24 protein-coding genes are annotated in these 24989 nt (G+C 69.1%); 5 read left to right on the top strand and 19 right to left on the bottom strand.

Translation table 11 applies throughout. The features are described 5' to 3' along the window. Positions 1-23 precede the first annotated feature (23 nt). A complete protein-coding gene (locus tag OG214_RS05515; RefSeq protein ID WP_405987433.1) occupies positions 24-770 on the top strand; it encodes an FAD:protein FMN transferase in 747 nt (248 codons plus the stop codon). Positions 771-862: 92 nt separating this feature from the next. Here OG214_RS05515 and OG214_RS05510 read toward each other — a convergent pair whose 3' ends face one another. Genes OG214_RS05510 through OG214_RS05500 form a run of 3 tightly spaced genes read right to left on the bottom strand, consistent with a single transcriptional unit; the run spans position 863 to position 3681 of the window. After that, positions 863-2077: a cytochrome P450 gene (locus OG214_RS05510; RefSeq protein ID WP_363080609.1), complete on the bottom strand. Its 1215-nt coding sequence runs from the start codon at positions 2075-2077 to the stop codon at positions 863-865. A 40-nt stretch (positions 2078-2117) separates the two neighbouring features. Beyond that, on the bottom strand, positions 2118-3482 hold the full coding sequence (locus tag OG214_RS05505; RefSeq protein WP_405983970.1) for an NAD(P)/FAD-dependent oxidoreductase: 1365 nt from the start codon (positions 3480-3482) through the stop codon (positions 2118-2120). Beyond that, positions 3472-3681: a ferredoxin gene (locus OG214_RS05500; protein WP_363080611.1), complete on the bottom strand. Its 210-nt coding sequence runs from the start codon at positions 3679-3681 to the stop codon at positions 3472-3474. Before OG214_RS05500 ends, OG214_RS05505 begins: the two co-directional genes overlap by 11 nt. Before the next feature lie 240 nt (positions 3682-3921). Here OG214_RS05500 and OG214_RS05495 point away from each other — a divergent pair, with 240 nt between their 5' ends. Further along, a complete protein-coding gene (locus OG214_RS05495; protein ID WP_405983969.1) occupies positions 3922-4470 on the top strand; it encodes an effector-associated constant component EACC1 in 549 nt (182 codons plus the stop codon). Here the strand turns inward: OG214_RS05495 and OG214_RS05490 are convergent. Further along, positions 4436-5134 carry an SDR family NAD(P)-dependent oxidoreductase gene (locus OG214_RS05490; RefSeq protein WP_046426084.1) on the bottom strand — a complete coding sequence of 233 codons (699 nt, stop codon included), beginning with the start codon at positions 5132-5134 and terminating at the stop codon, positions 4436-4438. The genes OG214_RS05495 and OG214_RS05490 overlap by 35 nt on opposite strands. 105 nt (positions 5135-5239) lie before the next feature. Here OG214_RS05490 and OG214_RS05485 point away from each other — a divergent pair, with 105 nt between their 5' ends. Next, entirely contained in the window at positions 5240-6118 is an 879-nt protein-coding gene (locus tag OG214_RS05485) for a helix-turn-helix transcriptional regulator (protein ID WP_405983968.1), read from the top strand. A 40-nt stretch (positions 6119-6158) separates the two neighbouring features. Beyond that, complete coding sequence (locus OG214_RS05480; RefSeq protein WP_405983967.1) at positions 6159-6374, top strand: hypothetical protein; 216 nt, start codon at positions 6159-6161, stop codon at positions 6372-6374. Between the two features lie 264 nt (positions 6375-6638). Here the strand turns inward: OG214_RS05480 and OG214_RS05475 are convergent, their stop codons facing one another. From OG214_RS05475 to OG214_RS05450, 6 genes are all read right to left on the bottom strand, one after another. Next, positions 6639-7772, bottom strand: coding sequence for a hypothetical protein (locus OG214_RS05475; RefSeq protein ID WP_405983966.1), 1134 nt, complete (start codon positions 7770-7772; stop codon positions 6639-6641). Between the two features lie 82 nt (positions 7773-7854). Beyond that, positions 7855-8919, bottom strand: a complete 1065-nt coding sequence (locus OG214_RS05470; protein WP_405983965.1) for a cupin domain-containing protein — start codon at positions 8917-8919, stop codon at positions 7855-7857. A 132-nt stretch (positions 8920-9051) separates the two neighbouring features. Further along, the gene (locus tag OG214_RS05465; protein ID WP_405983964.1) at positions 9052-10209 is read right to left on the bottom strand and encodes an ABC transporter substrate-binding protein; all 1158 of its coding nucleotides are present in this window, start codon (positions 10207-10209) and stop codon (positions 9052-9054) included. Positions 10210-10432: 223 nt separating this feature from the next. Continuing rightward, the gene (locus tag OG214_RS05460; RefSeq protein WP_405983963.1) at positions 10433-11323 is read right to left on the bottom strand and encodes a fumarylacetoacetate hydrolase family protein; all 891 of its coding nucleotides are present in this window, start codon (positions 11321-11323) and stop codon (positions 10433-10435) included. Then, a complete protein-coding gene (locus OG214_RS05455; protein WP_405983962.1) occupies positions 11320-12510 on the bottom strand; it encodes a cupin domain-containing protein in 1191 nt (396 codons plus the stop codon). The genes OG214_RS05460 and OG214_RS05455 overlap by 4 nt, the downstream gene beginning before the upstream one ends. Before the next feature lie 57 nt (positions 12511-12567). Beyond that, positions 12568-13836: an FAD-dependent oxidoreductase gene (locus OG214_RS05450; RefSeq protein ID WP_382860184.1), complete on the bottom strand. Its 1269-nt coding sequence runs from the start codon at positions 13834-13836 to the stop codon at positions 12568-12570. Between the two features lie 57 nt (positions 13837-13893). Between OG214_RS05450 and OG214_RS05445 the strand changes: the two genes are divergently transcribed. Further along, positions 13894-14703 carry an IclR family transcriptional regulator gene (locus tag OG214_RS05445; RefSeq protein WP_363080622.1) on the top strand — a complete coding sequence of 270 codons (810 nt, stop codon included), beginning with the start codon at positions 13894-13896 and terminating at the stop codon, positions 14701-14703. A gap of 68 nt (positions 14704-14771) precedes the next feature. On the opposite strand, the gene OG214_RS05440 is transcribed toward OG214_RS05445, so the two are convergent. The 9 genes from OG214_RS05440 to OG214_RS05400 all read right to left on the bottom strand — a co-directional run bounded on the left by OG214_RS05440 (position 14772) and on the right by OG214_RS05400 (position 24986). Beyond that, positions 14772-16367: an ethanolamine ammonia-lyase reactivating factor EutA gene (locus OG214_RS05440; protein WP_405983961.1), complete on the bottom strand. Its 1596-nt coding sequence runs from the start codon at positions 16365-16367 to the stop codon at positions 14772-14774. 4 nt (positions 16368-16371) lie between these two features. Next, on the bottom strand, positions 16372-17121 hold the full coding sequence (locus OG214_RS05435) for a class II aldolase/adducin family protein (protein WP_363080625.1): 750 nt from the start codon (positions 17119-17121) through the stop codon (positions 16372-16374). Further along, positions 17121-18278 (bottom strand): Rieske 2Fe-2S domain-containing protein, encoded by a 1158-nt coding sequence (locus OG214_RS05430; protein WP_405983960.1) that lies wholly within the window; start codon positions 18276-18278, stop codon positions 17121-17123. The genes OG214_RS05435 and OG214_RS05430 overlap by 1 nt, the downstream gene beginning before the upstream one ends. Beyond that, the gene (locus OG214_RS05425) at positions 18268-18606 is read right to left on the bottom strand and encodes a hypothetical protein (RefSeq protein WP_363080627.1); all 339 of its coding nucleotides are present in this window, start codon (positions 18604-18606) and stop codon (positions 18268-18270) included. Before OG214_RS05425 ends, OG214_RS05430 begins: the two co-directional genes overlap by 11 nt. Before the next feature lie 2 nt (positions 18607-18608). Then, entirely contained in the window at positions 18609-19721 is a 1113-nt protein-coding gene (locus OG214_RS05420) for an ethanolamine ammonia lyase-activating protein (RefSeq protein ID WP_365903151.1), read from the bottom strand. Between the two features lie 18 nt (positions 19722-19739). Beyond that, the gene (locus OG214_RS05415) at positions 19740-20837 is read right to left on the bottom strand and encodes an extracellular solute-binding protein (protein WP_363080629.1); all 1098 of its coding nucleotides are present in this window, start codon (positions 20835-20837) and stop codon (positions 19740-19742) included. Positions 20838-20854: 17 nt separating this feature from the next. After that, a complete protein-coding gene (locus tag OG214_RS05410; protein ID WP_405983959.1) occupies positions 20855-22747 on the bottom strand; it encodes an ABC transporter permease in 1893 nt (630 codons plus the stop codon). Next, the gene (locus OG214_RS05405) at positions 22735-23901 is read right to left on the bottom strand and encodes an ABC transporter ATP-binding protein (protein ID WP_363080631.1); all 1167 of its coding nucleotides are present in this window, start codon (positions 23899-23901) and stop codon (positions 22735-22737) included. The genes OG214_RS05410 and OG214_RS05405 overlap by 13 nt, the downstream gene beginning before the upstream one ends. Positions 23902-24002: 101 nt before the next feature. Further along, positions 24003-24986: a PDR/VanB family oxidoreductase gene (locus OG214_RS05400; RefSeq protein WP_363080632.1), complete on the bottom strand. Its 984-nt coding sequence runs from the start codon at positions 24984-24986 to the stop codon at positions 24003-24005. Positions 24987-24989 lie beyond the last annotated feature (3 nt).

Genomic DNA, 24989 nt, shown 5'->3' with positions numbered 1-24989 from the left:
GTCTGCGCCATGTCGAGCAGGTGATGGGCACCGTCTTCTCCTTCGACATACGTGACCCGCGTACCCCCGCCATCGAAGCGGCGCTGGCCGAGGCGGTGGTCTGGTTGCACCATGTCGACGAGGTGTACTCCACGTACCGGCCGGAGAGCGTCGTCTGCCGGCTCGCACGGGGCGACCTCACACTCGACCAGTGCTCCGCGGAGGTACGTGAGGTCCTCGCCCTCTGCAAGAGGGCCGTACGGACCAGCGGCGGCTGGTTCAGTCATCTCGCGGGCGGCGTTCTCGACCCCTCCGCGCTGGTCAAGGGATGGTCCGTGGAACGGGCCTCGCAGATCCTGCACGAGGCGGGCGCCCACCACACCTGTGTCAACGGCGGCGGGGACCTGCGGCTGCGGGGCGAGGCGGCTCCAGGGGTGCACTGGCGCGTCGGCGTCGCCCACCCCCTGCGCCCCGGCCATCTGTGCTCCGTCGTCACCGGCCGCGGCGACCTTGCCGTGGCGACGTCAGGCACCGCGGAACGCGGCGCCCGCGTCATCGACCCCCACCGCGGTACGCCCGCGGAGTGCTACGCGTCCCTCACCGTCGTCGGTACACACCTCACGATGACCGACGCCTACTCGACCGCGGCCTTCGCCATGGGCCCGACGGCACGGGAGTGGCTGGAATCCCTGGAAGGGTACGAGGGCTTCGCCGTGACGCCGGACGGCCGCTCCTGGCGCACGACGGGATTCCCCGGCGAGACGCCCGCCGCGGCCAGGATCCACCGGTGAGGGGAATCGCCCAGGCCTTCGTCCCCCGCGATCCGGACCACCGAGGGCGGTCATCCGTACTCACTCCCGCGCAACTTCCGCGCAGCTCCCGCTCACTCCCGTTCGATCACCAGATGCCGGGGACCGCGCAGCAGGGCGCTGCGCCGGTACGGGGGCGGGTCCTCCACCAGGTGGAAGTCCTCAAGATGGGGAACGAGCGCGCTCAGCGCGATCTGTGCCTCGACACGGGCGAGCGGGGCGCCGAAGCAGTTGTGGATGCCGCTGCCGAAGCCGAAGTGCTGATTGTCCTCGCGTGTCGGGTCGAAGTGGTCGGGGTCCTCGAAACGCAGCGGGTCCCGGTTGCCGGAGGCGAGCATCAGGATCAGCGGTGCGCCCTTCGGGATGGTGACACCGGCGACCTCGATATCGGTCAGCGGGGTGCGCTGCGGCAGCATATGGACGGGTGGCTCGTAACGCAGCAGTTCCTCGACGGCGTTGGGCATCAGCTCGGGCTTGCCGCGCAGCAGCCGTAGCGCCTCCGGGAGGCGCAGCAGTGTGAGCGCCCCGTTGGTGATCAGATTGACCGTCGTCTCATGCCCGGCGATGAGCAGCAGGGTCGCGGTGCTCTTCAGCTCGTCCCTCGTGAGACGTCCTTCGGGGCCGGTGTCATTGACCAGGGCGGAGAGCATGTCGTCCGTCGGACGGCCGCGCCGTGTGTCGGACAGTTCCCCCAGATAGTCCGCCATCGCGTCCCGGGCCTCCCTGCCCGCGTTGAGGCGTTCCAGGTGGCCCTCGTCCTGCTCGGGGGCGAAATCGAAGCTGGCGATGATCGCGTTCGTCCAGGCGCGGATCTGCGGTACGTCCTCGAACGGCACACCCAGGAGCCGGCAGATCACGGTGACGGGGAGCGGATAGGCGAAGTCGTCGACGACATCGATCCGGTCCTTGTCGCGGAACGAGTCGATCAGGCCGTCGGTGATCCGGGTGATGTCCGCGCGCAGGGCGTCGATCCGCCCGGGGGAGTGGGGCGGACCGAAGGGCCGCATCGCGATACGGCGGAGCCGGTCGTGCTCGGGGTCGTCGACGCCGATGAAGGCCGGCGGGTCGGATCTTCTGAGGATGTCCTCGTCGGGGTCGGCGCGGTTGCGGACGTCCGAGCTGATCCGCGGGTCGTGGAGCAGCTCGGCGATCTCGTGGTACGTGCCCACCAGATAGCTGCCGTCGGTCTGCCGTGTCACCCCGCTCTCCCGGAGTGCGGCGTAGAGCGGATAGGGGTCGGCGCGGTTCGCGTAGTCGGTGATCCGCTGGAACAGGGTGTCCGGGCGCATGGGTCGGTGGCTCCTCGTCGATGGCGGACGGCGGGTGGACTCAGTCGTGCCGTACCAGGGTCAGACGGCGGTCCGGCAGATGGCCGGTGAGGGCCACGGTCGGACCGTGCGAGAGCGTCTGCGGGGACGGCACGTCGGAGGGGACGGGCACCCCGGAGTCGGGCGGGTCGGCGGCGCCGGGCTCGGGCGGGAACGGCGCCGCCGTCTCGATGAGCCGCTCGTAGTACTCCAGCCACTTGGCCCGGTTCACACTGACCGCCGCGGTGACCCGTCCCCGGTAGCCGTAGACGGCGACCAGCCGGCGCTCCCGCAACGAGCCCTGGGCGATGACCACTTGGTCGGAGAAGGTGGGCACACCGACGGACTTGATGTTGAGGCCGAACTGGCTGGACCAGAAGGCCGGCACGGTCAGATGGGGTCGTCTGAGCGGCCCCGGGCTGACCATGTTGTGGGCCGCGACCTCGGCCTGCGCGACAGCGTTGCCCCAGTGTTCGAGGGCGAGTATCTGGTACTCGAAGAGCGGATGCGGGAAGCGGGCCACGTCACCGGCGACGAAGACGTCGTCGGTGACGATCCCGTACATGTTGAAGGCGCGGCACCCCGCGTCGCAGGCCACACCCCGGGGGCCCGCGGCCAGCCCGGCGTCGGCCAGCCATTCGGTGTTGCGTACGGCGCCCAGGGCGACCACGGCGATATCGGCCTCGATCCGGCCGCCGTCGGAGAACTCGGCGCCGGTGAGCCGGCCGTTGCTGCCCTTCAGGGCGGTGACCGTCACCCCGCAGCGCAGATCGACTCCGTGCGCGCGCTGCATGGTGGCGGCGAGGGCGCCGAGCGCTCCGCCGAGCGCGCCGACGAGGGGCGATGGTCCGCGTTCGGCGACCGTCACCTCGAAGCCGCGCTCCCGGCAGGCGGAGGCGATCTCCGAGCCGGTGAAGCCGGCGCCGATCACCAGGACCCTGCGCGGACCGGCGTCGAGACGTTCGGCGAGGCGGGCCGCGTCGTCGGCCGTACGCAGTGTCATGACGCCGTCGAGAGCGGCCTCGGCGGGGTTCGGCCAGGGCCTGGCCCGGGTCCCGGTGGCGATCAGCAGCCGGTCGCACGGCAGCCGTTCGCCGTCGGCGAGGAGTACCCGCTTCTCCACCGGATCGAGACCGACGGCGGCCACCCCGAGCCTCCACTCCGCGTCCACCTCGCGGCGGCTCGGTAGCCCGACGTCCCGTGCGTCCACCCGCCCGAGCAGCACCTGCTTGGACAGTGGTGGTCTGTCGTACGGGGGCCGGGGCTCGTCCCCGACCAGGGTCAGCGATCCGGCGAAGCCCTCCTCGCGCAGCGTCTCGGCGGCCCGCAGCCCGGCCAGCGACGCGCCGACGATGACGATCCGGCCGTCGCGCCGTTCACCGGACACGGGCGCCCGCCCGCTCCCCGACCAGGATGGCCTGCACAGGACATGCCGCCGCCGCCCGGCGGACGCGTTCATGCTGGTCGTCGGGAACGCTCGGCGTGTACATCAGGGCCTCCTCGCCATGCAGCTCGAACACCTGCGGGGCGAGAAACGCGCACTGCGCGTAACTCTGACAGCGATTGAGGTCGACAACGATCTGCATTCCGGTCCGCTCCTCCGTGCCGCCCGCCGTCTCCGTCCTACTGCCTGCCGGGGAGCGGCGCGAGCGGTGTTACTCCGGCGAGGGCGCCCGGCGAGGAGAAGCCACACGCGCGGACCAGCCGAGCGCGGACCAGCCACGCGCGGACCGGCCGGGCGGGACCGGCCGCTCGCCGACGCCGGGGCGGATAGGCTCTGTGACGCCGCGGTGACACACAGTCAATGAGCGTGGGAGGGACGGGGGATGCGGGTCCGTATCGAGGTGGAGGTCATGGACGAACCGGGCGGGGAGGGCGGTGAGTGGGAAGGCGACAGCGAGGAGTTGCTGTCGCTCCACCGGTGGCTCGACAGCGACCCGGATGTGGCGGGCGGCAGTGCGCTGTCGCTCGTCCCGCGCGCCCGGACCGGTGCGGACAGTGAGGCCGGCACGTATATGGGGCCGGGGCTGGAGGTGATCGAGGCCGTGTTCAACGGTTCGGTCCAACTCGCCCAACTGACCCTGGCGGTGGCCACCTGGCGGCTCGCCCGTCCGCGCCCGCCGCGCGTCCGGATCGAGCGCGGCGGCACGACGGTGACGGTCGAAGACGGCGACCCGGAGTCGATCGAGCGGGTCCTGAGGGCACTGGACGGGCCCGGCTCGGATCCCCGCCCCGGCCGGGACCCGGACGCACGTACAGCCCCCGAGCCGAGCGCCCGCCCCGAGCCGGAGCCGGAGCCCGGGTCCCGCTCCGGTTCCGGTCCCGGCGGCACCGCCGGTCTCAGGACCAGGCGATCTCGCCATGGCGGTCGATGAAGCGTCCGGTGCCGGCACCGGGCCCCTCGGTGGCGAGGGCGACGATCGCGTCCGTGCCCTCGGTGACGGTCTGGGAGCCGCTGTGACCGTTTATGTCGGTCGCGGTGTAGCCGGGGTCGGCGGCGTTGACGCGAATGCCCTTGAGCCCTTTGGCGTACTGCGTGGTCAGCATCGTCAGCGCCGCCTTCGAGGAGGCGTACAGCGGCACGACGACGTGCGACTCGGACCGGCCGGGGTCGTGGGTGAAGGCGAGGGAGCCCATGCCGCTGCTGACGTTGATGATCACGGGGTCGTCCGAACGGCGCAGCAGCGGCAGGAACGCGGTGGTGGTGCGGACCACGCCGATGACGTTGACATCGAGGACGGCGCGGGCGTCGGCGGCGGTGAGGTCGCCGGGATCACCGAAGGGACCCTGGACCCCCGCGTTGTTGATCAGGACATCGATCCTGCCCTCGTGCTCGGCGACGTCCGCGGCGGCGGCGGCCACGGACGCGTCGTCGGTCACGTCGACGGGGACGAAGCGTGCGCCCAGCGCGGCGGCTGCCTCCTCACCCCGCTCACGGTCGCGGGCTCCCAGGAGAACGGTGTGACCGCACGCGATGAGGCGGCGGGCGGTCTCGCGGCCGATGCCCTTGTTGGCTCCGGTGATGAAAGTGATCGTCATGCCTTCGATAGTCGCCTTGACGAGGGAGCCGGACCAGGGACGCTTCGACGGTGGGAAGACCAGTACCACCCTCGCGCCCCCGCATGTGACCGGGGACGCGGGAGGATGGAGAGCATGACGACGACACCCCCCGGAGCTGGACTGGGCGCGATGATCCGCACGTGGCGGAACCGGCTGCCCCCGTCAGCCGCTGGGCTGCCGGTCGTCCGCAAGCGCCGGGCTGTCGGGCTGCGGCGCGAGGAGCTGGCCGACCTGGCCGGAGTGTCGGTCGACTACGTCGTGCGCCTGGAGCAGGGGCGGGCCACGACACCCTCGGCGTCGGTGGTGGCGTCCCTGGCGCGCGCTCTCCAACTGTCCACCGCCGAGCGGGACCACCTCTACCGGCTGGCCCGGATCGTGCCGCCGGCGGACGGCACGATCCGCGACCATCTCCCGCCCGGTATGCAACGGGTACTCGTCCGCCTCGGAGACGTACCGGTGGCCGTGTTCGCGGCGGACTGGCAACTGGTGTGGTGGAACCACGGGTGGGCCGCCCTGCTGGGAGACCCCTTGGCCTCGCCGCCGCGGATGCGCAACTTCGCCCGCGACAGGTTCCCGGTGGACGTCGATCACACCCCCCTCGCGCTGTGGCCGGTCACCGAGACGGACCCCGACACCGCCGACGCCGCCCTCGTCTCCGATCTGCGCCGCGCCACCGGCCGCTTCCCCCGGGACAGCCGCCTGGCCGCGCTGGTCCGCGACCTGAACGCAGGCAACGAGAGGTTCGCCGAGCTGTGGGCGACGGGAGAGGTGACCGCGAACCGCGAGGTCCACAAGAGGGTCGATCACCCGTCGGTGGGCCCGGTCACGGTGGACTGCGATGTCCTGACCGACGGCGACACGGAGCTCAAGATCGTCATCATGACCGCCGCGCCGGGCAGTGAGGACGAGACCAAACTCCAGCTCACCACCGTCGTCGGCCCACCGGCCGGCACGCGCAACTGATCCGCCCCGCCCATCGGCCGACCGACGGCTCACGGTTTTCGTGACGCACCAAACCGTTGGACACGCACCGACGGGCGATCAGGACGGCCCGCGGATCACCGCGCGGCGCGCGGAACTGGACGAACTCGAAGAGCGGCTGGCCAAGCAGTTGGCGGAGGTACGGGCCGAGCTGGAACCGCTGCGCGGGAGACTGGTCGGACTCGTCGATCGCGGCCGGCCAACCGGGGTGCCCCCGGCGGCCGTTGGAACTGTGTGACGAGATCCAAGGAACGCGCCGAGGACACCTGCCCGCTTGATCACCAGTGCCGTCTGCCGCTGTCCACGAGCACCGTCAAGTACCCCGCCGATCTACTGCGACGCCACCTGAAGGCGATTCGGTCCAGGTGGCGGAGCCCGCCATGCGCGTGGAACACGGCGAGGGCCACGGTGACAGGACCGAAGGGGAACGCGGGCACCGGGAAGGTGGCCACGGCGGGTCCGTCGGCGGACCCGGCGGCGCACCGCCGGTGCCGGAGAGCGGCTACGCCTTCGATCCGACGTAGAGCTCGCCCGGCATGTCCGGTGTGATGCCCCGCGCCGTCAGCGCGTCGGTGTAGTCACGGCGTATCCGCGGGTCCTCGTCCTCGTACGGAAGCAGGCTGCCGCCCTCCCGGACGCTGACGAGCACGCCGGGACGGCCGTCCACGATCGGGTTGCCGGCCCGCCGGATGCCCGTCGGATGCTTCACCCCGCCCCGGAACGCGAGCTGTCTGGCGGTCCCCGGGCCGGTGTTGAAGTGCTGGTGGAACCACTTGCTCGGCGGGCTGTAGACGGAGCCCTCGCCCCACTCGACACGGACCACCTGGTCCCCGTTGCCGGCCTCGTACGGCCGGCCGCCCGCCTCCTGCGGCCAGATGAGTACGTAACCCTCCGACCGCAGGCCGTAGAGAATCGCCCCGCCCAGATGATGGTGCGCCTTGTGGTAGCGCCCCGCAGGCCAGGAGGTGATGTGCGCGGCGATGGTGTTGCCCGCCATCTCGAAGACGGTCGCGTCCACACCACTGCCCTTGACACCCAGGGAGTCCAGCGCGATCTCGTGGATATCGGCGATGAAGTTGGTCTCGGCGATACCACCGAAGTAGTTCTCGTAGCGCTTGCTGTCCGCGTAGTACTCCGCGCCGGGGGAGAACCGGTCGGTGAAGCGGTAGTCGTTGGCGAAGACGAAGTCCTCGTTGTGGAAGAGGTCCATCACCATGGGCGCGTCGTTGACGGCCATGTACACCACCGGCTCCGACCCGGTGTTGTGCAGGACATAGGCGCAGTTGAGCGGGATCGCGAAGAAGCTGCCCCGCTGCCATTCGAAGCTGGTCCTGCGGGAGTCGCCGGGCAGCCAGACATCGGCCGCGCCGCGCCCGGACAGGACGGTGATGAACTGCTGGTGCAGATGCTGCTGGCGCTCCAGGGACCGGCGGGCGGCGATCTCACCGATCTGCATGCCGGTGAAGCCCTCCATACCGCGCAGTTGGACGAACGCCGCCCTGCCCCCGGTGCGTGCCCAGTCGGCGCGTTCCACCGTACGGACGTCGGAGATGCCGTACCCGCGGTGGATCGGCGGCCCCTCCTTCCGCATCCAGTTGTCGTAGAAGGTCTCCCGGGCCTGGCCGGACGCTGCCATCTCTCGTTCCTCTCATGCCTCTCATGAAGGGCTCCGCTGAAGTGCTCCGAAGCGCTCCGAAGCGCTCTGCCACGGACGGGGCCTACGGTGTGCCGTGGAACGCCTCCATCCGCGATGTGATGCCGTTCGTGGCACACTCGTCGCGGTATGTCCGCCGGACCAGCGGGTCCTCGTCCGCGTAGTCGATCTGGTCACCGCCCAGCCGGGTGCTGATCGAGGACATCGGCAGTCCGGTCGCCGGGTCCCGGCGCGCGTTGAGATGGCGCAGGGCGAGGTAACGGGCGGGCGAGGCACCGGTGTTGAAATGCTGGTGAAATGTCTCGCCGGGCGGGATCACGAGTGAGCCTTCGGACCAGTCGTAGCGTGTGATCGGCTCACCCTCCTTCCACATCAGGCTGTAGCCGGTGCCGCTGAGGATCACCACATGGGCACCGGGGGAGTGCCGGTGTGCCTTCTTGTAGGTGCCGACCGGGAACTCCGAGACATGCGCCATCATCGTGTTCCTGGCCAGCTTGAACTGGACGTTGGTGCCACCCGCCCCGCGTTCCCGGTACTCGACGAGCGGGAAGTCGCGTACGTCGGGGACGAAGTTGGTCTCCCACAGCCGGCCGGTCAGTGTGCCCTCACCGCTGAAGTAGCCGTCCGCTCCGGAGAAGCGGGAAGGGAAGTCGTAGGGGCAGTCGAAGATGAAATCGGCCTCGTCGAACAGGTTGATCGCGACCGGGGCGTTGGTCACCGCCAGCAGGGTCGCGGGCGCCTCGCCGCTGCTGTTGAAATGCTGGTAGCGGACGTTCAGCGGGATGGCGAACAGGGATCCGCGCTGCCACTCGAAGCTCTGCGGCCGTCCGTCCGGTCCCCACACCGTCGTGCTTCCCCGTCCGGAGAGCACATAGATCATCAGCTCGTGCAGATGCCGTACCGGGTGCAGATGCTCCCCGGGCGGGATCCGGCACACGTAGCAGTCGTTGCTGCGATCGCTCTCTTCGTGGTTGATGAAACAGCCGTAACCGCCCATCCGCGCCCAGGGCTTGAGCGGAACCGCCCGGAGGTCCGGGATGTGGAAGCCGGGGACGATGTCGATGCCCTGGCCGCGGGACCACCGGGCGTACGCGGTCGGTGGGGTGGCGGACCGGCGCTGCGCTGTCATGAATACCTCCAGGGAAGTGAACGGAACACCGGCACCGACACCGAACGCTGATACTTGTCGTCGAGATGTCACACTGACATGTCACACCGACATGTCACACCGATCTGTCACACCGGCGGGCGGCGGGTCGTTCTACTGCGGACCGAGCAGGTCGATCAGCATCTTCTGGAGCCGCTTCACGTCCTTGGTCAGTACGTTCCAGCCGTAGCTGTCGTAGTACTCGCTGCCCGACTCGGGGATGGTCGCGCCCAGATCGGCCGGCACCGGCACATCCGCGCGGTTGCTCGGCACCTGGAGGGCCTTCGTCCATACGGTGTTGCCGTCCTTGCAGACCAGCCAGTTGACCAGCAGCTCGGCGGCGGCCGGGTGCGGAGCCTTGTTGTCGATGGCCAGCAGGCTGGACCCGCCGGTCGCCACGGGCGGAGCGCCGGTCAGTTTGAGCTGCTTCAGCGGCAGCCCTTCGGCGAGCGCGCCCTCGGTCTCCGCGGTCTGGAGCGAGAGTCCGAAGGCGAACTTGCCGCGGGCGATGTCGTCCAGCTCCTGGCGCTGGTCGGTCAGCAGGACCGGCTTCTGGTCGACATAGAGGGACTTGACGAAGTCCTCGCCGTAGGCCTGCTCGAAGGCGCCCACGTCGTAGATCGCCCCGCCGTTGGAACGCGGGTCGTCCACCACGATCTTGCCCTTCCACTTGGGATCGAGCATGTCCTCGAAGGAGGTCAGATCGCCGTCCTTGACCAGGTCGGTGTTGACGACGACGCCGGAGTCGACGTAGTTCGACAACTGGAGGATCTTGTCCTTCTCGGGATCGACCCACTTGGGCGCGCCGTCGCGCCAGTTGTCCGCGGTCAGCAGCGCCGGGTCGAGCACGTCCTTGAGGGAGCCGATCCATCCCTCGCCGTAGTAGGTGCTCGACATGGTGTTGCCACCGCCGCCGAAGACATCGTGGGTGTAGATGCCGGCCTTGCGCTCGGCCTGGAGCTTGGCCGCGATGTCGCTGTTACGGCCTCCGACATAGGTGACCTTGACGCCGTAGGTCTGCTCGAACGACTTGGGTACGTCGGTACGCACACTGCCGTCCGGTGTGCCCGTCATGACCACCTCCCCTTCCTTCTCGGCCCGCTGGGCCAGGGCGCCGTCGGGGTCAGGACATCCCGCGGAGACGCTCTTGCCGTCGGCGTTGCCGGAAGCGGCGCTCTCGGTGGAGTCGGTGGATGTGCCTCCCGCGCAGGCGCTGAGGAGCAGCACCGCGGCGGCGGGGAGGATGAGCCCGGCCTTCGTCGTCATCGACATGGCCCTCACCTGTTCTCTGTGCGAGTGAGTGATGTGGCTGGGGGGTGTCAGGACCATAGCCATGGAGTTCGCTCTCCAGGAATACTCGTGTCAGATATTCCGTCACAAGGAATGGCGAACAGCTTCCTGGAGTGCGTTGGCACCCCCCGCGCCGGGCCCGCGGCCCCCTTGGGCCGGGCCTCACGGGTTCACACCGGCTCCCTCGGGCCGGCCGGCGGCTTGCTCAGGCCGGACCGGCGGCGCCCTCGGCCAGGACCGGCAGTGTCATGGCGCCGAGCCGGCTGATCGATGTGTCCAGTACGTCGCCCGGAAGGATCGGCCCGACACCGGGAGGCGCGCCGGTGAAGATCACATCTCCGGGGTTCAGTGTCATCATGCGCGACGCGTAGGCGATGATCTGCGGTACCGGGGTGATCAGCGAGGCGGTGTTGACCGCCTGCCGCCGTTCGCCGTTGCAGGTCAGCAGGATGTCGAAGTCGGCCGGGTCGCCCGCCTCGTCGCTGGTGGTGAGCCAGGGACCCAGCGGGCTGAAGCTGTCGTAGCTCTTGCGCCGCGAACGGTCGGCGGCGCTCCGTACGGTGATGTCGAGACCGATGGTGTAGCCGAGCACATGCTCCAGCGCGTTCTCGACGGCGATGTCCTTGCCACCGGTGCCGATCACCACCACGAGTTCGGACTCGTGGTGGATCTCGCTCCCCGCCGCGAGCACATCGCGCGGCAGCACGATGGCGGACCCGGGCCCGACGATCGACGACGGTGCCTTGAGGAAGACATCGAAGTTCATCATCCAGGACTCGACCTGCCCCAGGGTGCGCTCCTGCACCGAGTGCATCTCGTCGACATGTTCCTGGTAGTTGCTGGCGCAGGCGATGATCTTGGTGGGTGCCAGCACCGGCGCGGCCAGCCGCACCGAGTCCAGCGGCCGGCGCGGGCCGCTTCCGGCCGCGGCCTCCAGCGCGGGCGCGAGCGTACCGAAATCCCGGCACAGGCCACGCCACCAGCCCGCGAGCAGCGGATCGGATTCGTACGCCCACGGCAGCGCGCCGGTGACATCCACGATGGAGTCACCGACGACGGCACCGAGACGGTGGTCGTCGAAGATCGCGAGTCTCATACGTTCACCGTCTCTGTCGGCGGGAGTACTGCCGGGGTGAAGACACCGGTCACCTGCTGGGGCGCGTCGAGCGTCAGCTCGCGGTGGATTCCCAGAGCCCGCAGTACGGGGCTGTCGCCGATGGAGAACAGGTCCGCGCCCCCGGCGCTGGTGTGCTCGACCGCGGCCCAGGACGGAACGACGAACATGTCACCCGCCGACCAGTCGAAGCGCTGTCCCTCGATCACCGACGAGCCCGATCCCCGGTGGACGACGAAGACCGCGTTGCCGGTGCGCCGTACGGGCAGGGTCCGTGCGCCGGGTATCAGCCGGTGCATACCGCAGCTCATGGTCGGCAGCACACTGGCGCCGGTCCCGGGGTTGACGTATTCGAGGCTCACCAGAGGGTCGTCGCTCTCGGCGGCCAGCCGGGACAGTTCCCTGTCGGTGTCCGCCCATCGGTAGACCAGGAGCGGGGAGTGCTCGGTGGTGAGGACATCGCGTACGGCTCCGCTGACGAAGCGCGGCCCGGGGCCCGCCTCCCTCTCCGACCGGTTGTGCGGGTCGATGTCCGGCTGCCGGATGTCGGGGTAGGGCTCGAAGAACACCGCGTCGAGCGCCTCGATCATCGGCAGATCGAGACCGTCGAACCAGAGCATCGGGCCGTCGCTCGCACTGCTGTGGTCGTGCCAGTTCCAGGACGGTGTGAGGATCAGATCGCCGGGGTGCATGTCGCACACATCGCCGTCGACCGTGGTCGCGACACCGTCCCCGGACAGGATGAAACGGATGGCGCCCGGAGTGTGCCGGTGTGCCGGTGCCGTCTCGCCGGGGCCGAGGCACTGAATGGCGCCCCACAGCGTTCCGGCCGCGTAGGGCAGTCCTGCCAGGCCGGGATTGCCGAGGCTGAGCACCCGCCGCTCACCGCCGCGCTCCACCGGCACCAGCCGCAGCGCGCGTTCGGCGAGTTCGGTCAGTACGGGTGAGCTCCACAGCCAGGGGACCGAGCGGGGGCGCGGTGTGGGCGGAAGGAGATCGCGGGTGATCGTCCACAGCGGATACAGATCCACGGCGGCCAGATCCCCGTACAGGGACGCCAGTTGCGCGTCTTCCCCGGCCGGCGTGCCATCGGTTCGCGTGCCATCGGTTCGCGCGGGACCGGCCGGGGCGTCGTCGGTCCGCACACGCGGTGTCTTGTCGAGTGTCATGGGTCCTCTTTCACCTGCGCCGCGCCCGGTCCGGCCGGGCCGACGGCGGCAGTTCGCTCATGGAGTGGAGTGGGCCGCCGCGTCCATCCGGCGGCGCACCTCCTGTGGTGGCAGGCCGATCCCGAAGCGGGCCACCGATTCCAGCAGGGAGGCACGCCGGCACCAGGCCCGTGCCCGCTCGGGGTCGGCCGCGATGGCGCGCAGCTCCTGGTGGTTGGCGTCCCGCTTGGCCTCGTCGCGTTCGCTGATCCGCTCGGTGTTGCGCTTGGTGTCGGCCTGTACGTACTCGACGGCGACCCGGCGGCGCACCTCGGCGAAGGTCGCCAGCTCGGTGTCCTCGTCCGCCCCGTCGAGGACGATACGGACGAGCCGGCGGGAGAGGTCGACGGCGTCGTGGATACCGCTGTTGAGACCCACTCCGCCGAGCGGGCTGTTGATGTGCGCCGCGTCACCGATCAGCGCGCACGGCCCGGACAGGAACGAGTCGGCCACCCGCTGATGGACGTGGTAGATCTGGCGGTCGCCGATCTCGTAGCCGCCGGGAAGGGGCGCTATGCCCTGGAGACGGCTCTGCATCTCCACCGGATCGGTGGCATCCTCGTACGTCTGGCCGGGCGGAACGGGGTACACCGCGCGCCATGACTCCGGTGTGCGCAGCAGGAAGAGCCATTCGTCCGGGTCTGCGACATAGTTGACATCGGCGATGTCGGGGATGAGCGCGCGGAAGTCGGCCGAGGTGCTGGCGATCAGGAATCGCTCGGGGTAGGTGAAGCCCTTGAACTCCACACCCAGCAGTCCCCGGGCCGTGCTGCTCGCGCCGTCGGCGGCGATCAGGAAGCAGCCGCGCAGACTCACCTCGCCCGACGGTCCCCGTCCCTCCACGACCACACCCTCGTCGCCGGTCCGGATCGCCGTGGCCTCGATGCCGTAGTGCAGGGTGGCGTTCGGCTCGTCCGCGAGCCGCTCCACCAGCATCCGCACCAGATGCTGCTGGTTGAGCTGGAGCCGGTGCGGATACTTCGTCTCCTCCTTCAGCAGCGTGAAGTCGAACTCGGCCACCAGCCCCGCACGCCGGTCGCGGTACTGGTAGCGCGGCACCGTCAGACCCTCGGTGTGCATCTGCGCCGCGAGGCCGAGTTCGTCGAGCAGTTCGAGGGTCGGCGGATGAAACGTCGACGCACGCCAGTCGGTACGCGGCTCCGGCTCCCGCTCGATGAGATGGACCCGTACGCCGGCCCGAGCGAGGGCCCATGCCGCGGTGACGCCGACGGGGCCGCCACCGAGGATGAGCACAGGCAGCCCACGATGATTCGACACGAATGTCATAGCTCAAACCTTAATGATTATTCCGTGCGCCGAAAGAGTTGACGCTACTATTCCGATATGAAGAACTCAGTCCACGATGAACCCCACCACGCCGCTCCGTACCCCACGCAGTCCGGCCTCTCATCGGTCGACAACGCCCTCCAGTTGCTGCATCTGATCAGCGAGCGCCGTGTGCTGCGCGTGGCCGAGGCCGCGGACGACTTGGGCGTCGCCCGTTCCACCGCGCACCGGCTGCTGACCGCACTTCGCCGGCAGGGCTTCGTGACCCAGGACAAGCCGAACGGTGTCTACCGTCCCGGCCGCGCCCTGCTGGAGATCGGGCTCGCCGCCATCGGCCGTGTCGATATCCGGCACGCCGCCCGACCGGTACTCGAAAAGCTGAGTGAGGACACGGAGGAGACGGTCAGTCTGCTGCTGCTGGAAGGGAATTCCGTCCGGTTCATCGACTGTGTGGAGGGCACACGATCGGTGCGCGTCGCCACCCGTACCGGGATCGTCCTGCCCGCGCACTGCACGGCGGGCGGTAAGGCGATCCTGGCGGCGCTGCCGTCCACCGATCTCGGCCGGCGTTACCCCACCCGTCAGTTGGACACCCGTACACCGCACTCCATAGGTTCGTGGAGCGAGCTGGAGTCCGAACTCGACGTGATCCGTGACGTCGGCTACGCGGTGAACTTCGGAGAGGGCGAGAGCAGTATCTGCGCCGTGGGAATGGCGATCCACGACCTCATCGGCTACCCGCTCGCGGCGATCGCGGTGGCCGTGCCCCACTCCCGGCTGGAGACCGTCGACCAGGCGCGGGAACTCGCGCCCATGCTGGTCGAGGCCCAGCTTTCGGTGCACGACGCGCTCAACGAGACGGTCTGAGGCGCGTCCCGGCTCCGAGCCGGACGTCCTGCGCCACGGCGGCGGTCTGGCCCACGCCGGTCCGCCGTTCACAGCGAGAACACCATCGACTTGAGCGAGACCGGTACGGTCCCGGACTTGGGCAGCACCGCGCCGATGTCGACGAAGTCGAACTCGCCGACCGTGATGCCGTCGACGGAGATCACCGGCACCGTGACCCCCTGGTCGAGCAGGATGCCGCCGACGGTCCTGGCGATATCGCCCTCGAAGAGCAGACACAGCGGCCCGCCGGCCGCGATCCGCTCGCTCAGACCGCGCCGGATCCCCTCCACGAACGCGTCGAGGCGGGGAAAGCTCGGCAGTCCGCTCCACCGGAATCCCAGGACCAGCACATCGGCCGGGTCGGCGTCGAGGCGGGCGAGATGCTTCCCGATCGCGTCCGCGACCGCGTGCGGATCGACCGTATCGGCCAGCTCCACCTCGGGGCGGACCACCCGCAGATTGTGCAGCGGAAGCAGGTCAGGGTCACTGATGTGGATGGTGTTCCCGCTCACCCGCACCGTGTACTGGGACGCCCCGAGCACCGTCGCCCTGATCGCCCTGCCGGTGTCCTCCACCGGGCCCGGCATCCTGCCCGACCGCTCGGCGAGCGCGCGGCCCAACAACGGGCCCAGATCACCGAATTCCCGGGACTCGCGCCCGTGGACGTACTCCGCGACTCCGCCGGAGAACACAACGGCGTCGTACGGACCTCGCTCGGTCAGTGGTTCCGTGAGCCGGAGCCAGTCGAGACCGCCGAGCGGAGCGGGGGCTCCATTGACCGTGGCGACGACGGTGTCGGCCATCAGCGCGGCCAGTTCGGCCAGTTCGGCCGTGTGGACCAGGTCGCCCGGTGACCAGTCCAGCCCCAGCGACAGGGCCAGCCGCCGCCCCGCGGGCTCCAGCCGGACGATCCGTCCGGTGCTGTCGACCACGATCAGCCGTGCGCCGAGATGCAGCGCGGCGATCGACCGTACGGTGCCCGCCTCGGCCACGGACAGTTTGGTGGTGCCCCCGCCGATGTCGATGTTGAGCACCCGCGCGTGGCCGCGCTCGCTCCTGGCGACCGCGCCCGACCCATGCGCGGCGAGCGTGGCCTCCATGTCATGGCCGGCCGTGGCGCAGATGAAACGCCCCGTCCGGGCCGCGAACAGATCGGCGATGGCGCGCGCGTTGTGACGGCGGGTCGCCTCACCCGTGAGGATGACCGCTCCCGTGTCGACCTCGTCGGCCCGGACGCCGGCGTCCTCGAACGCCCGGTCGACCAGGGCCGTCAAGCGCTCCTCGTCGATACGCAGTCCTTCGGCGTAGGGCGTGAGAGCGACAGCCGACTCATGGACGATCTGCTTGTCCACGACGACGAAGGCGCTGGACAGCTCACGTCCCATGCGGCGCAGGGTCAGCCGGGAGAAGAGCAACTGGCTGGTGGCGGAGCCGATGTCGATGCCGACACTGGTCAGGACGATCTGATCGCGCTCCCACAGCGGATGGTCGGGGTCGTCGGACCGGATCGTCACACCGTGGTCGTGGTCGTCGTCGTGGTGATGGTCCAGATCGTGGTGATGGCCGTGGCCGTCGTTGTGGTCCGTGCCGCGGTCATGGCCGTGTTCACGGTGGTGTGTGCCGGTCAGGGCGCTGTCGGGCATGTTCTCACCGCTCCCCGGCCTTCTCGGCCTCTTCATCGGTCAGCCGGCGGTAGAAGCGCCAGGCGGAGTCGATCAGTTCGGGCCGGGTCCGGCCGGAACCGACGATCTCCTCACGCTCCGCGCGCTCGATCTCCCTCGGCTCACCGAGCAGTCTGGCCCGGTAGTTCAGCTCGGCCAGCTCGCTGAGTTTGATGACGTTCAGCGCCGCCTCCTCGGGACTCGCGCCCACGGTCGTCACACCGTGGCCGCGCATCAGACAGGCGGAGCTCGTCCCGAGCACGGCGGCCATCTCGTCCCCCAGCCGCGGGGTCGTCACCAGCACACCGCGCTCGAACGTGGGTACTCCCCGGGCCAGCAGGCGCAGGGCGTACGGGTCGTAGGCGCCGATCAGCGGCAGCAGCGGCACATCACAGATACCGAAGAGCACCGGCATCAGGGGATGGACATGCACCACACTGGTGACATCGGGGCGTGCCCGGTACACCGCGAGATGGATGGCGAGTTCCCGGGGCGGCTCCAGCCCCGGCGCCTCCGAGCGCGGTGTCCCGTCCGGATCGACCACCACCACATCGGCGGCGCCGGCGAACCGGAGCCCGGACTCCGAGGGGCCGCGGGCCTTGATCGCGACGCTCCCGTCGTCGAGCAGCATGCTGATGTGACCGGCCGGTTCGCGGGTGAGACCCAGCCGGCCGAGGACCCGGCAGGCCGCCGCGATGCGCTCGGCCACCGCCCCGGGCCCGGCCGGCGAGGTCATCACACCCGGCCCTCGGCCACGGCCACCCGGGCCTGACCACGGGACACGTCGAAGGTGACCACCGCCTGGGCGGGATCGCGGATCAGCGCCATCGGGTCCTCCCCGGCCTGTACCCGCTCGATCTGCTGCCGCAGCAGCCTGCGGTACATGGCGATGCCCTTGTCCTCCGCGCCGAGCATCTCCCTGGTGCGGTCGTAGACGGCGCCCTGTGTCTCCCACGCCATCCGGTCCTGGCTGGTGAAGGTGGTCATCGCGTGATCGCCCTCGGCCGTCATCTCCGACGGGACGCGTACGACGGAGGGTTCCTCGTCGTGCACCCGCTCCTCGCCCGGCTTGTCCGGCAGCAGACCGGCCCGGATGAGCATGGTGTGTTCGTCGTCCACCGGCACCCGCCAGTGCATCGCCTGCAACGGACCCTCGGGCAGCCGCAGGATGTTGGGGAACACCAGCGGATGTCCCGTCTCCTCCTCCAGCTCACCGGCCTGGTCGCGGTAGACACGGCGCTTGATGATGCCCCACTCGAACTGCTCGAAGGAGTACTTCTCGATGGGGCGGTAGTAGTAGCTGCCGCGGTCGATGCCCTTCATCCGCATGGTGTGTCCATGCAGCCAGAAGGTGTGCACGGTGTCGACGGCGTTCTCCATCGGCTGGAGCCAGTTGCACTCCAGATCCTCCTCGACGAAGAGTGTGAGATGCCCGTCGCGCCGGTCGAGCACATCCCAGTGAGGCAGTACGGGCGGCTCGCCGGGGCCCAGATAGGCGAAGACGATGCCGCGGTAGGCCTGTACCGGGTAGGCGGCGATACGGGCGCGCTCGCGGGCCCGCCGGTTCTCCTGCTCGAAGGGCTGCTCAAGGCACTGGCCGGTACGGTCGTACTTCCAGCCGTGGTACGGGCAGCGGATCTCGCAGCCCTCGACAAAGCCGTAGTACAGGGACACCCGGCGGTGCGCGCACGACTCCGCGACCAGCGCGTAGGTGTTCTCGTCGGTCAGATAGAGCACCAGGTCCTCGCCCAGCACCCGGATCCGCTTGGTCCGCTTGTCCGTGGAGAGATCGGCGGTGACGGCGACGGGCTGCCAGTACCGCCGCAGCAGGTCGCCCGCCGGGGTACCCGGACCGACGCGCGTGAGAAATTCGTTCTCGGCTTCACTGATCATGGTCATGCTCCTCTTGATTCCGCAGTGCCTGCCGCAGCATGGCGGCGACCCGTCGCCGGAGGTCGTCGCGCTCCCCGGTGCCCCGCGCTGCCCAGGTGTCGACGAGCCGGCGCAGATACGGTGTGGCGTCCGCGTCCGGGAGGCTCTCGATGAGCGGCTCGATGTCGCGTTCGAGTTCCTCCAGGTACTCCCAGGTCCTGTCCTCGGCGGGGGACCAGCCGAGCCGTGCCTGGAGCGCGTTGAGATAGCTCCAGAAGTCGACCGACAGCGTCGGTGTGTCCGCCGCGGGGGAGAAGTCCTCGTCGAAACTCCGTTCAAGGCTGATCATTGTCAGCCGCTCTGCCCGGCGGCCCGGTCCTGGAGCCGCCGCGCGGCCCGGTCGTAGACCTCGCCCATCCGGCTCTGCGCACCGTGCCCGGCGAGCTCGGCCTCGAATGTGGCGCGTACCGACGGGTCCTCGTCCTGGTACTCGATCTGGTCGCCGCCCTCGGTGGTGGGGCGGTCGATGAGGAACTGCTTGAACAGTGGGTACTTCTTGCTGCCCCAGCGCAGTGCGAGATAACGGGCGGGCGTGGTACCGGTGTTGAAGTGCTGGTGGAACCACCGCTCCGGCGGCACCACGATCGAGCCCTGCCGCCAGTCGACCTTCCGTACCGGTTCGCCCTCGCGCCACAGCAGCGAGAAGCCCGTACCGCCGAGGATGATCACATGGGCGCCCGCGTTGTGCCGGTGGGCCTTCTTGTACGTACCCACCGGGAACTCCGAGACATGGCCGCACAGGCTGTTGTCGGCGATCTCCAGCATGACGTTGCTGCCGCCCGCGCCGCGGGCGGCCCATGACTTCAGCTCGATGGCCGCCGCGTCGGGGATGAATCTGCTCTCCCACACCCGGGACTGATAGGCCGTGCCCGTCCCGCTGAAGTCGTCCTTGTCCGACCCGAATCTGTCGGTGAAGTCGAAGTCGCAGTCGTAGACGAACGAGCGGTTGTGGAACATCCGCATCACCAGCGGCGCACTGGTCACGGTGTAGAAACGGGCCGGCTGCGACCCGCTGCCGTTGAAGTGCTGTGCGTAGGCGTTGAGCGGTACGGAGAACACACTGCCCGCGTTCCACTCGAACGTCGTCCGTGTCCCGGCCGAGTTCCACACCGTGGTCGAGCCCCGGCCGGAGACCACATAGGTGATCTCCTCGTAGAGATGCCGCTCGGGCGCCACCTCGCCGCCGGGAGCGATCTCGATGATGTGGGCGTCGTTGACGTCCTCGGTGCCTTCCAGCCGGGCGACCGCCGCCCGGCAGCCACGCCGCTCCCAGGTGCCCAGCTCGACGGTGCGGAGGTCTTCGATGAACAGCCCTTCCACGACCTTGAGTCCCTCATCGGTCAGCCACTGCTCATAGGCCGTCGGGCGCTTGATCGTGGGCAACTCGGTTTCGGCCACGGTCATCTGATGTCTCCTTGTGCGCTAGTTCGAACCGATGAGGCTTTTGATCAGTTCCGTCGCGTCCGTCACGCCCTTGGTGAGGAACTCCCAGGAGTTGGTGTTGAAGTAGTCCACACCGTCCTGCGGGACCTGCCAGGCGGGCAGCTCGGCCGGCGGCTTGACGTCGGAGCGGGCGCTGATGCTTCCGTACGCGTCGTTCCACGCCTTGTTGCCGTCCGGGCAGGCCAGCCACTGGGCCAGCACCTTGGCGGCCTCGGGGTGCGGCGGCTTGTCGGAGACGGCCAGGAAGCCGAAGCCGCTGGTGGTCTGGAGCAGGTCCGGCATGACGACCTTGACCGGCAGCCCGTCGTCCGACGCCGTGTCGACGTCGAGCTGGCCCAGCCCCAGGGCGATCGGGTACTTGCCCTTGGCGAGATCGTCGGTTCCCTGCCGGGAGTCGGTGATGAGGACCGGCTTCTGGTCCTTGTAGAGCTGCTTGACGAACGCGTCGCCGTACCCGTCGGCCGCCTGGAACATACCCACGTTGTAGATCGCGCCGCCGGGGCTCCGCGGGTCGATGGTGGCGATCTTGCCCTTCCACTTCGGGTCGAGCAGATCCTTCCAGGAGGTGATCTCGTCCGCCTTCACCTGGTCGGTGTTGATGACGATGGGGACGCTGACGTACCGGCTGATGCTGAGGATCTTCTTGTCCGCGTCCACGAACGGGACGGTCCCGCCCCGCCACCCCTTCGGGTCCAGCTCCGACGCGGGCAGCACGTCGGTCAGCGGGGCGATCCAGTTCTGCGCGTGGTAGGTGTTGGCCATGGTGTCGGCGCCGCCGAGGAACACGTCCTGGGAGTAGATCCCGGCCTGCCGCTCGGACTGGAGCCGGGCCGCGTTGTCCTTGCCGCTGGTGCCGATGTAGTCGAGGCTGATCCCGTAGGTCTGCTCGAACGCCTTGGGCAGCTGCTGCCGTACGGTGTCGGTGGGCGGGCCCGACATCACGACCGTGCCCTCCTTCTTCGCCTTGGCGACGAGCGCGCCCGAGGGATCCGGGCAGTTGCTGCTGACATCAGCGGGGGCGCTGCCCGCCGTCGTGGTGGACGAGCCGTCGCCGCACGCTGTCGCGACGAGGGCCACCGCGGCGCCCGCGCATATCAGCTTCCAGTTGTGGTGAGCGATGAATCTTTTGATGACGCACCTGCTTTCGTTGCGGAGAGGGGCGACGGCGGGGTACCGCCGGTCACCCGGAGACGGCGTCCCGACCGCGGCTTGCGCAGCCGGCCGCCACTGAGCACCCGGGACAGCAGGGCCACTCCGACGGTGAGCGCGCTGATGAGGACGCCCAGCACGGAGGCCTGTTCGAGTACGCCGCTGGTGCTGTATTCGAGAAGGAGGATCGACAGTGGCCGGGAGTCGTTGCTGCTGAGCAGGACGACGGTGCTCACATCACTCACGGCGGAGTGGAAGGTGAGAACTCCGGCCGCGGCCACGGACGGACCGAGGAGAGGGAAGAGGATATAGGTGTACGCGCGCACCGGACTGGCGCCGCAGATACGTGCCGCCCGGTCCAGATCGGGGCTCACCTGGAGGATCGCGGCCTTCAACTGCTGGGTGCCGGTGGCCATATGGCTGATCACCAGCGCGATGATCAGACCGAAGAGATTGCCGTAGAGCACGGTGCGCAGCGGGGTGCCGAGATAGACCCAGAGCAGTCCGAGGCCCAGCAGCATGCCCGGTACGGCGGCCGGCAGCCAGGCCATCACATCGATACCGCCCCGGGTGGGCAGTTCGCTGCGGACGATGACGAAGGAGATCACGAAGTAGACGAGCACACCGACCAGGGTGGCGATCAGACCGATGATCAGTGTGTTGCGCACCGAGGAGGCGAACAGGTTGTCGTTGAAGAGCGCCGACCAGTGCTCCGTGGTGAAGGGATTGGTCAGCTGGAAGAACCCGAACCGCCGCATGAACGAGCCCAGGACGATCGCGCCCATGGGGAGCACCACGGTGATGACCGCGTAGAGCGAGAGCAGCCCGGCGGCCACCCAGCGGCGTACCCGGCCCAGCCGGATCGGCTCGTCGTTGTAGGTGTGCGCGCCGACCGTGACGTAACTGCGGCTGCGTACGGCGTACCGCTGCATGATCGCCAGCATGATGAGGATCGGGATGAACACCGAGCCCAGCGCGGTCGCGGTGCCGAACTGCGGAGGCGACGACTGGAGCCAGTTGTAGATCTGGGTGGAGTAGACGTTCAGTCCGATCGGGGTGCCGAGCAGCAGCTCGATCTCGAAGGTCTTCAGCGAGTAGACGAAGCTGAGCAGGGTGGCGGCGATGATGGCCGGACGCATCATCGGGACGGTGACACTCACCAGGGTGCGCATCCGGCTGGCGCCGCAGATCTGCGCGGCCTCTTCCATCGACCGGCTCATCCTGCGGAACGCCGGCACCAGCAGAATCACCATGATGGGCACGGTGGTGGCGGTCAGATGGGTCCAGATGATGCCCCAGTAGCTGTAGATGTTCAGTGGGCCCTGGGTGACGTCACCCAGCCCCGGCACCATCCTGATCGCCTGGTTGACCACACCGTTGGCGGGGTCGAGCAGCAGGATCCAGCCCAGGGTCATCGACAGCGAGGGGATGAAGAACGAGAACCACAGGAACACCTCGATGACCTTGCCACCGGGCATGTCGGTGCGCGCGATCAGCCAGGAGACGACCGTGGCGATCACCATGCCGAGCAGCACTCTCGGTACACCCAGACGCAGTGTGTTCCAGGCGGACTCCCACATCGCGCCGTTGGCGAAGGCCTGCCGCCAGTTGTCCAGGCCGTAGGTCGCCGGATCACCGGGATCCGCGACATTGAGGCTGTTCAGCAGGAGCAGTGTGATGGGGACGACGGTGACCGCGGCCACCAGCAGCAGTACGACGACGCCGGTCACCCGGGAGCCGCTGGAGCGGCGCGCGCTGATCAGTCTTCTCACCGGACCCGGGAGCGGCTCGACGGCGTCCGGGGCCACCGGGGGCAGGACGCCGGTCACAGCGGCCACACCATCGCGCGTCGCGGGTCGACCTCGACGACAACCGTGTCACCGGGCTGGTGCACCACCCGGCGCGGGGCGCTGAGCAGCACATTGGATCCGGCGATGTCGAGTACGTACTCGAAGCTGTCGCCGAGGTAGACGGAGGACAGCACCCGGGCCGCCACCTGGTTCGGCGCGGGGCCGTCGGGACCGGCCGGTCTGATGTCGACGTCCTCGGGCCTGAGATACACACCCACCCGGTCGCCGTCGCCCAGTTCCGGCGGCACATCGGGGCCGTGGATCTCACCGGCCCGCTCGCCGCCGGTGCCGAGCAGGACCCGGCCGTCTCCCGTGAGCACGCCCTCGACGACGATGAGCCGGCCGAGGAAGTCACGTACGAACGCCGTTTTGGGACGCTCGTAGAGGTCCATGGGCCGGCCGATCTGCTCGACCTTGCCCTTGTTCATCACCGCGAGACGGTCGGCCAGGGACAGTGCCTCGTCCTGGTCGTGGGTGACGAAGAGCATCGTGATGCCCAGTTCCCGGTTCAGTCTGCGGATCTCGCGGCGCATCTGGATACGCAGCTTCGCGTCCAGATTCGACAGCGGCTCGTCGAGCAGCAGCAGGTCGGGGGTGTAGACAAGGGCGCGGGCGAGCGCCACCCGCTGCTGCTGACCGCCCGACAGCAGGGTGGCCGGCCGGTCCGCCAGCGCCTCCAGACCGGTGACCGTCAGGATCTCCTCGACCCTGCGGCGCCGTTCGGCACGCTTGACCCGGCGCATACGCAGCGGAAAGGCGACGTTCTGCGCGACGGTCATATGGGGCCAGATCGCGTAGGACTGAAAGACCATCGCGATATTGCGCTTCTCCGACGGCAGGAAGGTTCCCCGGCCGGCGTCGGCGAGTGATCTGTCACGCATCGAGATCGAGCCCTGGTCGATCTTCTCCAGGCCCGCGATCATCCGAAGCGATGTGCTCTTCCCGCAGCCGCTCGGGCCGAGGAGGGCGAATATCTCGCCCTGCTTGACGTCGAGGTCGATCTGGTCGACAGCGACGACGTCGTTGAACTTCCTGGTCACACCGGACAGCTGGAGCTGTACGGCGGGCTCACCGGAAGCCTGGTCCGCCGGGCCTGTGATCCGGCCCGCGAGGCGGTCCGGTGTGGTCGCCCTCATCGACATCCTGCACTCCTCGGATCAGTCCTGGTTCACGCGACCTTAACCAGGAATACCTCATAGAGAAATAGTTGTTCTCTAAGTTCTTCGATAGGGAATAGGGACCGTCAAAGGTCCAGTGTGAGCAGCTCCGAGGCCGACCGGCCGACGCAGATCATCATGGTGTCGCCGCGTTCCCGTTCCTCGTCCGAGAGCACGGTGTCGTGGTGCTCGGGCACACCGGCGAGCACCTTCGTCTCGCACGAGCCGCAGTAGCCCTCCTCGCAGGAGAACGCCACATCGGGGGCGACCTCGCGGACGACGTCGAGCAGTGTGCGCTCCGGCGGGACGTCCAGGGTCAGACCGCTGCGCCGCAGTTCCACGGTGAAGTGGCCCGCGCCGGGGGACGGACTTCGCGCGTCCGCCGCGCCGCCGCCCGGAGGCGCGCCGAAGCGTTCGACATGCAGTGCGCCGGGCCTGGCCCGCGCGCAGACCTCGGTGACCGCCTGGACCATGCCCTCCGGGCCGCAGCAGTAGACCGCGGTACCGGCGGGCGCGGCGTCGACGAGCGCGGCGACCGGCAGCATGCCCTGTTCGTCCTGCGGCACGATATGGACGCGATCGGTGTCGATGGCCGACAGCGTCCCGGTGAACGCCATGCCGGCGCGGGTGCGTCCGCCGTAGTACAGCTCCCATGAGGCGCCGTCCGCGGCGGCCTGACGGGCCATCGCCAGAATCGGTGTGACACCGATACCGCCGGCGAGGAAGAGATAGTGCGGCGCGTCGACGAGGGCGAAGTGGTTGCGCGGTCCGCGGACTTGCAGCACCCGTCCGACCAGCGCGGTGTCATGCACCTCCGCCGACCCGCCGCGGCCGTCCTCCTCACGCAGCACCGCGACGGTGTACGAGCGGGGATCGCCGGGCGGACCGCACAGCGAGTACTGACGGACCGTGCCGCTGGGCAGGCGCAGATCGATATGCGCGCCCGGTGTCCATGGCGGCAGTGTGTCGCCGTCCGGATCGACCAGGGTCAGCGAGACGACACCGGCGGCTTCCAGACGAACCTGCTCGACCAGCACGTTCCGGGTGGCGAGGAGATCCAGATCGTTCATGGC

Source organism: Streptomyces sp. NBC_00872, assembly GCF_045161915.1.
In the GTDB taxonomy this organism is placed as follows: Bacteria; Actinomycetota; Actinomycetes; order Streptomycetales; family Streptomycetaceae; genus Streptomyces.
Note: the sequence above shows the minus strand (reverse complement) of the source record. Positions and strands in the feature narration are given on the sequence as shown.